Genomic DNA, 15,357 nt, shown 5'->3' with positions numbered 1-15,357 from the left:
GTTGGCGCTCGCTGCGCCGCTAGTTGTGCCATAGGTTGTTGCCATCATATCCTCCTATTAATTTAACAGTTCGCTAATAAAAAATGTGTTTGGCGTGGCAAATAAATTTTCACCACTCAACATGAATATAGACAGCTGCTTTTAGCATGAAAGTTCCCGTCAATCCTTGAAAATTCTCTCTGGTATTCACGGAAAATTCACATATTATATTTATGCAGAGACATTGCATGAATTAATACCATGCATTTCAAATGTTTAATTAATAAATCACAAACCCACAAGTAATATTCTTGTCACAATTCTGTAAAAAAAATAGCGTTGTCACACAAATGTAACATTGCTGTTATATAACCGCTGTCGTGTCTAGTAATTTTTTTCAACCCCTGGATTAACGACAGATGATGAAATTTTTAAGCTCTATTTTAGCAACCTTAGTGATATTCAATTTATGCGTCTTTTCCAACGCTTATGCATTGGAATTATATGTTGACACAAAAACCAAACAAGTTTTTGCAGAACCTGGGCCTGGCAGAATTCTTATCGGTACGTATGTAAAAACCGATAGCCCGCCGACACAACCAGAATCCCCAAAAGTAGCCACAACACCATCCCCAGCGTCTACTGAATCAGCGAAAAAAGAGGCAGTAGCTGGATCGTCCCTGATACGTGAAGATAAAACTACGGAAGTGGCGGATAAAACCATTCATGAACGCCTGGCCAGCCAAGTCTCAGTGCTGGAAGAACGCATCAAAGATGTTGAAAAAATACATGGTACGTTTGATGATCGAGGCCTGCATTGGGAAACTAAAGATGGAAATTTTTCAATGTCGGTCAATGGACGGATACAGCCGGCTTCACAATATAACTTTATCAATGATCCTGACCCCGCTTTCGGAACGCACACGGCAAATGAGCTGAATAGCGGCATGAATATCCGCCGCGCGCGTCTGGGTGCTGAAGGCACTTTTTATAAGATATGGGATTATAAATTTGAGTTTGATTTTAGTCGCGGCAATGGTTCTGTCGGATCTGGAATTACTGATGCCTTCGTGCGCTTGAATCATACGGATGCGCTTTCCTATAAAATTGGTTCATTCAAAGAACCATTCAGTTTGGAAGAAGCCGCCAGCAACCGCTTTATTACCTTCATCGAACGTCACATGTCAGTCAACTCGTTTGTAGATAATCCCAATACTTATAAAACCGGTATCGGTGCTAATTACGCAGTAACCCGATTCCAAACCGGATTGGCTTTTCAAACTGAGCCTATTGGCGCATGGTCAGCTGCATCAACCTCAGTCAATGCCAATGGCAACCAGAGCCGCAACAACGGTTCGGGCGATACCGGGTGGCAAGGCATAGGCCGTATCAGTGGCAGACCCTGGATGGAAGATGAAACTAAATTCTTACATGTAGGTCTTTCTGCAGGCCATACAGTTGTCAACACGCAATATCGTGCTGATGGCACTATGGTCGGAGAAGGATCTAATGGCGGCGGGGGTGGCATGTCATTTGTCGCGTTCCCGGGAACCAACGTGGATCGCACCAACGTCTTGAATACGGGTAACTTGAGTTTCGGTGCGCAAAATGATCCTAACCGCCGCGAAATCAACAGCTACGATCGATATGGCGCAGAAGCATGGTTTGTGCATGGCCCTTTCTCTGCACAAGCAGAGTTTTTACGCACCAATATTAATGGCATTGGTTATGATAATGAACATCTAACCGGCTATTATGGTTATGTCAGTTACTTCTTGACCGGTGAATCTAAAGCCTATCACGTCAGAAACGGGGCAGCAAATCGGCTAAGACCAAATCGGCCATTTCAATGGAACGGCTCGGGATGGGGCGCATTCGAAATCGCTGCCGGCTATGATTACATCGATATGAATTCAGGGGTCATCAGAGGCGGGCGAGCCGATATGCTTAGGTTCGGCTTCAATTGGTATCCCCATTCGAACGTTAAGTTTCAGGCAAACGTCGTGCATATGTTGGATATCAACACGGCAAGAACACCCATTACCAATACCGAGGGATATTCTGGGGGTGCTGGTGCGCGCACGAATGGATGGAATAATGGCGATTTCAGTGCGTTCCTGACGCAATGGACCATCGATTTCTAAAGCACTCATGTTGATTGCACACTTATTGGGAACTCAGATAATTTTGAGTTCCCAGTATATCTCCTTATTTCTTGAACCTCTGCTCATATCAATTAGATGCTACCAACAATTAAACTATAGGCTAATATTATGTGGATTATGATCTATGGTATGTTGCACAACACAATCCATCTCACACAAGGAGGATCAAAAAATGCCGCAAAAATACACCTTCGATAGGCTGAACATAATGTTCCTACTCGGCATATGCATGAGCACTCTTGGTATTGCAAATGCACAATCCACTATCAATACTGATGGTTCCAGCACCGTTTATCCTATTACCAAGGCAGTTGCTGATAAATTCCAAATCGCAAAAAAGAATGCCGTGAATGTTACGGTTAATATTTCTGGCAGTGGCGGCGGTTTCAAAAAATTCTGCCGTGGTGAAATCGACATCGTGAATGCCTCACGACCGATCTTGAAAAACGAAATGAAAGATTGTGAGAGTTCCCGCATTCAATACGTTGAAATTCCAATTGCTTTCGATGCCTTAACTGTAGCAGTTAATCCGGGAAACAATTGGGGAACAACCATGACAATAGCAGAATTGAAAAAAATATGGGAGCCAGCAGCTCAAGGTACTATTACTCGATGGAAACAAGTCAATCCAACATGGCCCGATGAACCGATTAAACTTTATGGTGCCGATTCAGATTCCGGCACTTATGATTACTTTTCGAAAGCCATCGTAGGTAAAGCCAAATCAAGCCGCAGTGATTTCACTGAATCCGAAGATGACAACGTATTGGTTAATAGCGTGGCAAGCGATAAAAATGCGTTAGGATTTTTTGGATTTGCCTACTATATTGAAAATGAAAATAAAGTTACAGCTGTTGCCATAAATAATGGAAAAGGACAAGGCGCTATCGCTCCGTCGGTAGAAACTGTTGAAAACGGCAAATATCAACCTTTATCACGTCCGATCTTTATCTACGTCAATGCCAAGGCTATTGAGAAACCTGAAGTTAAGGAATTTGTAGAATTTTATTTGAAGAATGCTCTCTTGCTGGTAAAGGAAGCCAGTTTTTTTCCATTACCGCCCAGAGCCTATACCACAATGCTTGAGCACTTTAACAAAAAAAGAACAGGTTCAGTATTTATTGGGATACCGGTGGTAGGTCTCACTATCGACGAACTAATCAGGCGCGAGGATCGGCTCCCGTACGAAAATTTTTAAACTAATAAATATGAAATAGATAATTGTCAGAAAATCACTGATCACTTTAACAACAACTGCTAGTAATTGCGTTAAGGAATTACTAGCAGTTGTTGTTTTTTTCAAATTCCACACCCTTTTATGATATAAGTCCTCCATTACAATTAATATGACATTATCACCTCTGCCACCACTCTCCTAATTATGCCTTTCAGCCCAATTATCCTGTGGACAGACACACTTATATATTTATTCGTAGGTATTGTACTTTTTTTGATTTGGCATGTAAGACGGAACGAACATCTATTGGCACCCTGGAAACGTGTAGGGCATAGTGCCAGCGGCATGTCTGCGTTGACTGTGCTACTTTTTTTCCTGATCGCAGGGTTACTCGATACGATCCATTTCCGGCCCGCTCTTGATCATACAGCCCCAAATGGAGAAAGAGTCTACAGTGTAGAAGTCTTGAGCGTACTTGATCTCTTGGTAACACCACTGCGCACCAATATGGAAAAGACCTATTCCGCGCCGTTGGCCACACATCTCTATGCAAAAGAAACGATTGAACTTCCCGATGGAAAGCAAATTCGGATCTTTGCTCGACTTGTATATGGCGGAGCTCACCTACAAAATCCGGATATAGATCATGCCAATGATATTATTTGGCGCAGCGCAAAAGGCTTGATGGCTGGTTCCCTAGTCTGGTGCTTACTGGCCGCAGGTTTAATCATCTTTTTGTCGCATCGTCATCAGGAAAAATTCACCCCAACTATTGCAGCCATTTTGCAGCGAAAAACGGAAATTCCCTGGTATGCGATTTTGATCACATTATTAATTCTTTTGCTGATCATTGGTTGCGGCACAGCATTAGCCAGTCACTATCATGTCTTAGGCACTGACAAGGTTGGACAAGATATTCTGTATCAATCACTTAAAAGCATTCGCATCGCTTTAGTCATTGGCACTCTAACTACGTTGATCATGCTGCCGTTTGCACTGTTGCTCGGCATTATGGCAGGTTATTTCAGAGGCTGGATCGATGATGTCATTCAATATACTTACACCACATTAAATTCCATACCCAGCGTATTATTGATCGCCGCTGCAGTTCTTATGATGCAAGTGTATATTGAAACCCATTCGGAATTGTTCGAAACCATCGCTGCACGCGCCGATCTACGCTTGCTATTTCTGTGCATTATACTTGGCGTTACCAGCTGGACCAGCTTATGCCGTTTGCTTCGCGGCGAAGCCCTGAAGCTGCGCGAATTGGAGTATATCCAGGCGGCACATGCATTTGGCGTCTCACATTGGCGCATCATCACGCGCCATATTTTACCGAATGTAATGCACATCGTGTTAATTGCGACTGTGATGGATTTTAGTGGCTTAGTTCTGGCCGAGGCGGTGTTATCTTATGTCGGCGTTGGCGTCGACCCTTCCATGATGAGCTTTGGCACGATGATTAACGCGGCACGGCTGGAAATGGCGCGTGAACCCATGGTCTGGTGGGCATTGCTATCAGCATTTATCTTTATGTTCACTTTGGTATTGAGCGCCAACTTGTTTGCCGATGCAGTACAAAACGCATTAGATCCACGCAGAAGGACGCTAAAACAAAGCAAGAGATTCTTTCAAAAGCCAGACAATAAAGAACAAACACCCAGCAAATTATCCCAAGCGATTAAACCAACAGGGTCTTCTCACCAGCCATGAAGAATTTGCTGGAAATTGAAAACCTCGAAACCTTGCTTCATACCGGCGATACACCCGTACGCGCAGTCGATGGATTGTCACTTGAGATTTTCCCTGGTGAAACATTCGCGTTACTGGGAGAATCCGGCTGCGGCAAATCGATGACAGCGCTCTCCATTATGCGCTTGTTACCTGAAGTAGGCGAAATTGTCGCCGGGCAAGTTAAAATTAACGGCGCAGATCTCTTACAATTATCCGAAGCCGGTATGCGCACAATTCGCGGCAAACGCATCAGTATGATTTTTCAGGAACCGATGTTGAGCCTGAATCCAGTTCTCACTATCGCCGAGCAAATTGAAGAAGTATTGAATCAGCATTTGCAGTTATCCAAAGATGCAACCAAGAAACGAATTCAGGAACTACTGGAGCAAGTCGGCATTCCCGATGTGGCACAGCGCATGCATGAATATCCATTCCAGTTTTCCGGTGGTATGAAACAGCGCGCTATGATCGCCATGGCGCTTGCAGGTGAACCTGAATTACTCATTGCCGATGAGCCAACGACAGCCCTGGATGTAACAATTCAGGCACAAGTCCTGGATTTGATGCGACAAATCCAGCAACGCACGCACATGGCAATTTTACTGATTACACATGATCTAGGTGTGGTCGCTGAAATGGCCCAACGCATTGCAGTGATGTACGCAGGAGAAATCGTCGAACTGGCCTCCCGGCATGATTTCTTTCAGCATCCAGCTCATCCCTATTCACAGCAATTGTTTGCATCTTTACCCGGAAAGCAAAAACGCGATCAGGCGTTAGCCGTGATTCAGGGCAGTGTACCCTCCCTCGCACAACAGTTTAACGGCTGCCGTTTTGTTGATCGTTGTAACCAAGCATTGGCTATCTGTCACAATACAATTCCCCAGTGGTATCCGGTAACATCGGATCATCAAGTGCGATGTCATTTGTATCAGCAAAATGCCCCGGAAAAACTACCGATCGATAACACTAATCAGTGCATAACCACGTTAGATGCCAAATCCAATACGACAGAAGAAGCTTTATTACAGGTCACCGACCTCAAAGTACATTTTCCGATCCGCAAAGGATTACTCAAGCGCATAGTCGGTCACGTCAAAGCAGTCGACGGCGTATCGCTGAAAATTGTTAGCGGAAAAACCTTAGCATTAGTCGGTGAATCAGGGTGTGGTAAAACAACCATTGGTAAAAGCATTTTGCAATTGATTAAACCAACCACCGGGAGTGTACGCTTTAGAAACCAAGAACTGGTTGCTCTAAAACGCAGCCAGTTGCGGCAAATACGTTCTCAATTTCAAATCATATTTCAGGACCCCTACTCTTCACTGAATCCACGCATGCGAATTATTGAGATTCTGCGAGAGGGCATGGATGCCTTAACCATCGGTAAAAAAAATGATTCTAAAACTCGGGATCAATCATCGAACTATTCAAGAGAGGAAGAGATTAATGCATTATTGCGGCAAGTCGGTTTGCCTGTTGAGGTAAAATGGCGTTATCCGCATGAATTCTCCGGTGGGCAACGGCAGCGTATCGCCATCGCACGCGCCTTGGCGGTTAACCCAGAACTATTAATCTGCGATGAGCCGACTAGCGCACTGGATGTATCGGTTCAAGCACAAATCCTGAATCTGCTCAAATCGCTACAAAATAATTTAGGACTTGCATTTTTATTTATTACCCACAATATCGCTGTTGTAGAATATTTAGCTGATGAGGTTGCCGTCATGTATCTGGGACGAATTGTTGAATATGGACGCATTAATGAGGTGATAAACCACCCTAGGCACCCCTACACCCAGGCGTTGCTATCGTCAGTTCCGCAAATCGCATCCAATCCTGACCGCCACATCATTGCGTTGAAAGGTGATTTGCCATCGCCAGTCACGCCACCAACCGGTTGCCACTTTCATCCACGTTGTGTCAGCGCCATGCCGATTTGCCGCGTGACCTACCCACCGGCAAGCACATTCAGCGCGACGCACACAACCCATTGTTTCCTTTATCCACACGAACAAGTTTCTTGAAATTATGAGTATTCATAACGAAGTGGCGCGCCGCCGCACTTTCGCCATCATTTCACATCCCGATGCGGGTAAAACAACGCTGACGGAAAAATTGCTGATGTATGCTGGTGCGATTCATATTGCCGGCAGCGTAAAAGCGCGCAAAGCCAGCCGTCACGCCACCTCAGATTGGATGGAGATCGAAAAACAACGCGGCATCTCGGTCGCCAGTTCAGTAATGCAAATGGAATACCGCGATTGCATCATCAACTTACTGGATACGCCCGGTCACCAAGATTTCTCGGAAGATACCTATCGTGTACTCACCGCAGTCGATGCCGCATTAATGGTGATTGATGCCGCCAACGGCGTTGAAGCACAGACACTTCGCCTACTGGAGGTCTGCCGAGCACGCAATACCCCTATCGTCACTTTTGTCAATAAAATGGATCGTGAGGTACGCGAACCACTTGATCTAATCGATGAAATCGAACGTACCCTCGGTATGGCTACAATTCCATTCACTTGGCCTGTTGGTATGGGGAAAAATTTCCATGGCGTATGTGATCTAAAAAATGATTGCATGCGCGTATTCCAACCTGGATCAGACCGTATCGACAGCAAAAATGAGGTGATCGCGCATTTCCAGGATCCGCAGATCCAGCAGCGTTTTGGTAGTGATTTATCTACCGCATTACAGGCAATCGAGTTGATCAGGGGTGCTTCACCAACTTTTGATCATGCGGCGTTTCTTGCGGGTCAACAAACTCCTGTTTTCTTTGGTTCCGCGATCAACAATTTTGGTGTACGGGAAATTCTCGATGCTTTGGTCGATTTAGCGCCACCGCCCGAGTCACGTAACGCGATTCAGCGTGAAGTGTTACCGGACGAAAAAAGATTCTCTGGTATGGTATTTAAAATCCAAGCCAATATGAATCTGGCACATCGCGATCGCATTGCTTTTGTACGTGTATGCTCGGGTCATTTCAAGCGTGGCATGAATTTGAAAGTTGCACGTAATGGCAAGGATATCCGTACCAGCACAGTAGTATCTTTTTTGTCACAGCGCCGCGATATTCTTGAAGAAGCGTATCCAGGGGATATCATCGGCATACCGAATCACGGTACGCTGCAACTCGGCGACACTTTAACTGAAGGCGAAGTGCTGCAATTCACCGGATTGCCTTTCTTTGCTCCGGAAATTTTCCGCACCGTTGAAATATCAGATCCGTTACGCAGCAAGCAACTGAAACTGGGATTGACACAATTAGGCGAAGAAGGTGCGATCCAAGTTTTCCGTCCGCATTTGGGCAATATACTGCTACTCGGTGCGGTCGGTACGTTACAGTTTGAAGTGGTCACCCACCGACTCCAATATGAGTATGCGGTAACTGCCCGAATAGCACCGGCTAAATATCAATTGGCACGCTGGATTACTTGTGACGATTCACGAGAATTACAACGATTTATTGAGGCCAATGCGCACCGCATCGCCTACGATGCCGTGGATGCCCCAACCTTTCTGGCCGCTTTTGGCGCAGAATTGAGTGTCGCGGAAGATAATTGGCCCGCGATTCGCTTTCATAAACTGCGCGAACACGCCGGTTTGGTTTTTCAGAATCACATGAACGGATAATGGTCAGTGGAATGAAATGGATATCGATTATTTTATTACTCATTCTTGCTACAGCATCCACATCGGCTAATGATTTAATTTCCACACCCACTGACCATCTCACTCAATTTGTTGTCATCGGTGACATGCCATACACCGACACAGAATATGCACTATTAGAACAGCCTGATGGAGCCATCGCCAAATCCATTCGTGCGCTTAATCCTCCCTTGCTAATCCACTTGGGAGACTTCAAGCAGAGTCGATTAAGTTGTAGCGATGAATTGTTCCAAGATCGTTACCGTCAAATTGCGCAGCTCAATCCGCACAAAATCGTCTATACCCCCGGCGATAATGAATGGGTGGATTGTGACCGATTTACCTTTTCCGCACGCTATGACGAGCTGGAGCGGCTCAGTTTCTTGCGCCAGCTTTTTTTCCATCAGGATCAGTATCAGTTAACTAAAGATATTCCCGGCCTTATCCGGCAAGAAGGTTTTATTGAAAACGCGCTATGGGAATCCGATCAAGTTGTTTTTGCCACACTGCATATTCCTGGAACGAATAATGGCCGCAAGGAAATTTTGCGCAGCAATCTGCAGGATGCCTTGAACGAAGCCGATTATCGCGACCAATCCAACGAGAACTGGGTGCGGCGGTTATTTATCACGGCAGAATCCGCGCTAGCAATTGTGATTGCATTGCATGCGGATATTTTTAATTTTGATCATGAGAACCCGGCTTGCACTATCGAAAATCGCACTGACTGCGATGGCTATCGGAAGCTACGTGATTTGATTAAAAGCAAAGCTGCGCAGTTTAGCAAACCAGTTCTGGTCATCCATGGCGACTCCCAAGCATATTGCCTGCACCAACCGTATACCTCGATTCCTAATCTTTGGCGGCTCAATGCCCCCGGAGACTATAAACATATCGATGCCAGCCGGGTTGTATTTGATTCGAGAAACAAAGAAACACCCTTTATCGTTACCGGTGTACTTAATCGCAAGCCCGCTCCGGCAATTTGCAACTATAGTATTTTCGGTGCATCACGACATTCTCCACACTTATTACCAAGAGCGCAGTTATCATGATATTCAGCATGACCGGTTACGCCGCCGCTAGCCAAGAAACACCCCAAGGATCTTTCAGCATCGAAATACGCTCAGTCAATAACCGCTATTTGGACATTCTATTCCGTCTGCCGGATGAATTTCGCAGGCAAGAAACCGTCATGCGAGAACTGCTTACTACGCAACTCAGTCGCGGCAAAGTCGAATGCCGTCTGAATTTTTCCCCATCGGCCAGCACGGTAAATTTGCAGCAACTGGATGACGCGTTATTAGAAAAATTACTGCAACTGGAACAAGCGATTAAAACACGACACCCTGCAGCGGCATCGCTAACCGTACCAGAAATTCTCAAATGGCCCGGGATGTTGGGAAGTAATCATACAAACTTCGAAGAATTTGATGAAATTGGAATGATGCTACTACAAGCTGCACTGGATGATTTGAAAGCCGCACGAATACGTGAAGGTAATAAACTCAAATCAATTTTGCTGAATCGCATTCAGCAAATGCGCCAGCTGTTGCAAATGGCATCACCGCGAATTCCAACACTCATTGCAGCATTTGAAGAAAAGCTACATACCCGTTTGGAAGAAATCATAAGCAATAACGAGGATGAACGCATTCACCAGGAAATCACGCTGTTTGCCGGGAAAATCGATGTTGACGAAGAACTATCACGCCTACAAGCACATCTGGATGAAGTGGAACGCATTCTAAATAAAGGCGGCTGCGTCGGAAAACGGCTCGATTTCATGATGCAGGAATTGCATCGCGAAGCCAATACCATCGGATCGAAGTCAGTTGATCTGGAAATCACGCGAATTTCGATGGAATTGAAAGTGATCATTGAGCAAATGCGGGAACAAGTTCAGAATATTGAATGATTAAGTCATTCTGGGTCTTAGCAAACTCTATTAATTTTATTGATAGATATTAAAACTACGCTTATTTCATCATTTGCCAAAGCAAAAAATTGCTATGCTTAACTTGTGCTGGTATAGCAGATTTAACAGGCTATTAGTCCAGTGTGAAATTGAATTCATTGTTTGATAATCCGAGTCTATTCTATTAAAAATCAAATCGATATCACTCCATAGAAAGCTGAAATAAAATGGGAAAATTATTCTTCTATATCCTAATTGCATTATTGATTTATTGGATCATTAAAAATAGGCACTCTAAAAAAAACTCAGATATATCTGATCTGGATTCGATTGAAGATACTGTGAGTTGTGTGCATTGCGGTGTTTATTTGCCTAAAAGCGAAGCTATCAGTCATCAGAATAAATATTTCTGTTGCCAAGAACATTGCGACCAATTCTTAAGTTCTTCATCTTAAATCAATTATTGTGTCAGCACCCGCTTATACATCACAAACGAAACATTCAATTTGCTGGCCTTTCAATTCCAGATTCATGGATGCTGACTACACCGGGCAGCGCTGGGATTCGCTCTATTATTTCAATATTTACCGCGTGTTGCTTGGTAGTGGCCTGCTAATTAGTGTTTGGGAATTTAAGCTCACCAATTTTGGCTCGTACCACTACATATTGTTTTTATACGCAGGGATTGTCTATGTGATTTTTGGCTTAACATCTATCCTTCTAATTAAATTAAGAACTACAAGCTTTAATTGGCAATTAACCATACAGGTAGTTGGTGATATTGTTATTTTCACCACCATGTTATATGCCAGTGGTGGTTTACAAAGCGGTTTAGGCGCGATACTTCTGGTATCGCTCGCTGCAGCGGGATTAATCAGCCGTGGTCGTTTAGCGCTATTTTTTGCATCTATTGCAACGATTAGCTTATTGTTGCAAGAAACTTATTCCTTGCTTACGGTTAATTTTTATTCTGCTCAATACTCACAAGCCGGTTTATTAAGCATGGCCTATTTTGCTGTTGCTTGGTTAGCGCATCGATTGGCTGAGCATACTTTAGCGAGTGAGCAGCTAGCCAATGAACGCGGCATTGATCTGGCAAATATGTCACAAGTCAATCAATTAGTAATTCAGGATCTGCAAGAAGGCGTATTGGTGGTAGATAAACGTGGGATTATTCGGCAGCATAATAGCTACGCTGATAAGTTGCTGGATTTAAAACCATCTATAGATAAAACAAAATCACTCAAATTGTCCGATTATGCACCTGATATAGCTGACAGACTTACAAGTTGGCAGGGGGATAGCGGAATGAATTCTGAGTTGTTACGTTTAACACATAGTAATGCATTAGTATGCATCCGATTTTTACCCATACAAGCTGATCTCCGCAATGGAGTTGTCATTTTCCTTGAAGATATGGGCCGCATACAGGCACAGTTGCAACAACTTAAACTTGCAGCTGTTGGACGTTTAACGGTCAATATTGCGCATGAAATTCGTAACCCACTTTCTTCTATCAATCATGCAGCTGAACTTTTGGAAGAAGAACAACAAGAAAATCACAAGGATCCTCGTTTAGTACGAATCATCTGTGATAATACCCGGAGATTAAACAAGATCGTACAGGATGTATTGCAACTGAACCGGTGTAACATTTCAAAACCGGACATCTTTGAGGTCAAGGATTTTATTAAAAAATTTATCGAAGAGTTTTGTGATGTGGGAAAAATCGATAGAGATGCATTCATATTTCAACCCCCCCATAATTATTTAGTTAGTTTTGATCGTGACCACCTGAATCAGATACTTTGGAATTTGTGCAGAAATGCATGGCGGCATTGCCGTAAGCAAGCTGATAGTGTTTATATTGAATTGTCTACAACCAACGGAAATAATATTTGTCTCAGTATCATTGACGATGGCCCAGGTGTGGATTCGCAGCAAGTAAAAGAGATCTTTGAGCCTTTTTTTACAACGGCGGCTGGCGGAACGGGATTGGGTCTATATGTAGCACGAGAATTGTGCGAAACAAATCAGTCATCACTTGACTATATTGAAGGTTCTTCAGGTGGCCATTTCAGAATAATCTTTAGTCGCGTAAACCATGCCGATAGATAACGAACGAATTGTTAACCTGCAAAAAAAAACTCTATCGCCCAGGATACTGGTTGTGGATGATGAGCCGGATATTATTGAATTGTTGGAACTGACGCTCGCGCGGATGGGAATGGAAGTTTCTAGTGCAGCGTGTATCAGTGATGCCAAAGCACTATTGCAATCACACCAATTTCAACTATGTTTGACCGACATGCGCTTACCAGATGGCAACGGATTGGAATTGGTCAAATATATCTCACAGCACTACGCTGATGTTCCTAGCGCTGTTATTACAGCATATGGCACGACAGAAAATGCAGTAGCTGCGCTAAAAGCAGGCGCTTTTGATTACTTACCTAAACCGGTCTCTTTGAAGCAATTACGTGATTTGGTCAAATCGGCTTTAAACTTGCCACCGATAAAGATTGAATCAGCAGAACGGAGCGAAACAAGTCAGCGTACTTTACTGGGTGAATCTGAATCGATGCATCAGTTACGTGCAACTATCGACAAGCTTTCGCGCAGCCAAGCACCGGTATATATCAGTGGTGAATCTGGCAGCGGTAAAGAATTGGCTGCAAGGATGATTCATGAGAGAAGTACCCGCCACAAGCAACCATTTGTTGCGGTCAACTGTGGTGCGATTCCGGAAAATTTAATGGAAAGTGAATTCTTCGGCTATAAAAGAGGCGCTTTCACTGGTGCTGAAAAAGATCATGATGGGTTTTTCCTGACTGCCAACAGCGGCACCTTGTTTCTTGATGAAGTCGCTGATTTGCCATTAACGATGCAAGTTAAATTGCTTAGGGTCATACAGGAAAAACAAGTAAGAAGGATTGGTGATACACAAGAAAGAAATATTGATGTACGAATTATCAGTGCCACACACAAAAGACTCAGTCATTGCGTCGCAATCGGTCAGTTTCGGCAGGATTTGTATTATCGTTTGAATGTAATTGAATTAAATATGCCCGCATTACGCGAGATGCGTGAAGATATTCCATTAATTACAAATGTTATTCTTGAAAAGCAGTGCCGAGAAGCCAAACGACCTACTTGCCGCATTAAAAAAAATGCCATGGCAATGCTTAGAAACTATGATTTTCCAGGCAATGTTCGCGAACTTGAAAATGTACTAGAACGCACGTTAGCACTCTGCTCCGAAGTAGAAATTGGTGTAGAAGAATTACAATTACCTAGTCAAACGTTAGATGCTGCAATCAAAGATACGATAGATGTCACTCAAACCTCTGTCAACATACTTCCGATAAATACGGATCAAAATCTACCGCTACAAGATTTTCTCGACAAACTGGAAAAAGACTCTATTGTCAAGGCACTGAATGAAAGCCGGTACAATCGCACCAAGGCAGCAAAAACACTGGGCATTACAGTGCGCTCATTACGTTACCGAATGGAAAGATTGGGGTTAAATGACTAAACAACTTGCTGACTTTAGCCAGTAGTTGTTTAGTCGCGAGATTTTTACAAACCCTGCATCCCGGAAAACATCCTCTAAAAGTAATTTATCATGTACATCAACGAATTCGATAAATTTGATGCACAAGATACTGCTTGTTACTTTGATAATTGCTTCAGTTATTTGTCAATTCCATCTCAACGTCCGGTCAAGGCCGATTGCAGCAAAGTAGCCGCAGCGGGCCCACTAGCGTTGCTAACGTAACTTGTGATAACGGGAATAAATTGTCCAACCATATCCGGAGAAAGATTCAATTGCTGAAATGATGCTGCAAGTGCAGTGGCATTACCCAGCGTATTATTGCTATCACCCATTAGCGATGACAAATTACCAGATAAATTCGACATTGCTGGCGCAGCGCTTAACATGTTATCCATTCCCGGAATAGATCGGGATAATGCCGTAAATGCTTGCGGATCCATATTGCCTTGAGCCATCTGGAAGATGGCGCCAGCACCGCCTAGCGCTTGTTGCTGTGATACGCCAAGCCGATGAGTCAGAATATCCACCAAACCAATTTGCGCCACTCCAGCCGGATTATTCGCTGCCGTCGCTCCGGCATTCAGTACTTGTCGACTGTTTTGCGCCGCGCCTTCGACCGTTGACAAGCTTTGGTCAATCGCCCCTAATGGATTAGTGCCGCCTGTATTAGTTGCACATCCGCTTGCGGATAAACATACTGCAATAGCGATTAAATAAGAATAATTGATCTTTTTCATGATAACCCCTTACAAAAAATGGAGAATAATTAAACTTCCAATAAATATTTTAAGTGACAGCATGCCATCAATAAACGTTCAGCGCTACATAATACATGCATTGTCACAAATTCTTCATAATACAGTCATCAAATTTTCATACTCTTTGGCTATGCTCTCTCATATTATAAATAACACAGGAGAAAAACAATGTACTGTTTAATTAAAGAATGGCCAAATAAAATGGCAACGCTGATGACTGAAGATGGTGTCGTACTTTGGACATTTAGCGATGTGGAAGAAGCTCGCAAAGTATGGCAAGACTGGTGTTCACTGCAGAATGACAAAAATTCTAGCCAGGTCGGGCGCCTTTGTAAATCAGACTTATCCGAGCAAATTCTCTGAGCGCTCAATCGCAATTTAGCAACACCTACCTTTTTTCTGAT

At 43.8% G+C, this 15,357-nt stretch carries 12 protein-coding genes; 11 read left to right on the top strand and 1 reads right to left on the bottom strand.

From position 1 onward, the window contains the following. The first annotated feature begins 398 nt into the window (after positions 1–398). From QZV86_RS07660 to QZV86_RS07615, 10 genes are all read left to right on the top strand, one after another. Positions 399–2,123 (top strand): porin, encoded by a 1,725-nt coding sequence (locus tag QZV86_RS07660; protein ID WP_295625762.1) that lies wholly within the window; start codon positions 399–401, stop codon positions 2,121–2,123. A 193-nt stretch (positions 2,124–2,316) separates the two neighbouring features. Next, a complete protein-coding gene (locus QZV86_RS07655; protein WP_295625760.1) occupies positions 2,317–3,342 on the top strand; it encodes a PstS family phosphate ABC transporter substrate-binding protein in 1,026 nt (341 codons plus the stop codon). A 183-nt stretch (positions 3,343–3,525) separates the two neighbouring features. Continuing rightward, on the top strand, positions 3,526–5,037 hold the full coding sequence (locus QZV86_RS07650) for an ABC transporter permease (RefSeq protein ID WP_295625757.1): 1,512 nt from the start codon (positions 3,526–3,528) through the stop codon (positions 5,035–5,037). After that, a complete protein-coding gene (locus QZV86_RS07645; RefSeq protein WP_295625755.1) occupies positions 5,034–7,085 on the top strand; it encodes an ABC transporter ATP-binding protein in 2,052 nt (683 codons plus the stop codon). The genes QZV86_RS07650 and QZV86_RS07645 overlap by 4 nt, the downstream gene beginning before the upstream one ends. 4 nt (positions 7,086–7,089) lie before the next feature. Further along, entirely contained in the window at positions 7,090–8,700 is a 1,611-nt protein-coding gene (locus QZV86_RS07640) for a peptide chain release factor 3 (protein WP_295625753.1), read from the top strand. 11 nt (positions 8,701–8,711) lie between these two features. Next, a complete protein-coding gene (locus QZV86_RS07635; protein ID WP_295625751.1) occupies positions 8,712–9,773 on the top strand; it encodes a hypothetical protein in 1,062 nt (353 codons plus the stop codon). Further along, positions 9,770–10,636 carry a YicC/YloC family endoribonuclease gene (locus QZV86_RS07630; RefSeq protein WP_295625748.1) on the top strand — a complete coding sequence of 289 codons (867 nt, stop codon included), beginning with the start codon at positions 9,770–9,772 and terminating at the stop codon, positions 10,634–10,636. The genes QZV86_RS07635 and QZV86_RS07630 overlap by 4 nt, the downstream gene beginning before the upstream one ends. 227 nt (positions 10,637–10,863) lie before the next feature. Beyond that, positions 10,864–11,091, top strand: coding sequence for a PP0621 family protein (locus QZV86_RS07625; RefSeq protein WP_295625745.1), 228 nt, complete (start codon positions 10,864–10,866; stop codon positions 11,089–11,091). 76 nt (positions 11,092–11,167) lie between these two features. Beyond that, positions 11,168–12,754 (top strand): ATP-binding protein, encoded by a 1,587-nt coding sequence (locus QZV86_RS07620; RefSeq protein WP_295625742.1) that lies wholly within the window; start codon positions 11,168–11,170, stop codon positions 12,752–12,754. After that, the gene (locus tag QZV86_RS07615; protein ID WP_295625740.1) at positions 12,741–14,174 is read left to right on the top strand and encodes a sigma-54 dependent transcriptional regulator; all 1,434 of its coding nucleotides are present in this window, start codon (positions 12,741–12,743) and stop codon (positions 14,172–14,174) included. Before QZV86_RS07620 ends, QZV86_RS07615 begins: the two co-directional genes overlap by 14 nt. Before the next feature lie 176 nt (positions 14,175–14,350). On the opposite strand, the gene QZV86_RS07610 is transcribed toward QZV86_RS07615, so the two are convergent. After that, positions 14,351–14,932 (bottom strand): DUF2780 domain-containing protein, encoded by a 582-nt coding sequence (locus QZV86_RS07610; protein WP_295625737.1) that lies wholly within the window; start codon positions 14,930–14,932, stop codon positions 14,351–14,353. A 189-nt stretch (positions 14,933–15,121) separates the two neighbouring features. On the opposite strand from QZV86_RS07610, the gene QZV86_RS07605 reads away from it, so the two are divergent. Next, positions 15,122–15,316 carry a hypothetical protein gene (locus QZV86_RS07605; RefSeq protein ID WP_295625735.1) on the top strand — a complete coding sequence of 65 codons (195 nt, stop codon included), beginning with the start codon at positions 15,122–15,124 and terminating at the stop codon, positions 15,314–15,316. Positions 15,317–15,357: the final 41 nt, after the last annotated feature.

The sequence above is a fragment of the uncultured Nitrosomonas sp. genome, assembly GCF_902826915.1.
In the GTDB taxonomy this organism is placed as follows: Bacteria; Pseudomonadota; Gammaproteobacteria; order Burkholderiales; family Nitrosomonadaceae; genus Nitrosomonas.
This window is presented reverse-complemented; position numbering and strand designations above follow the sequence as displayed.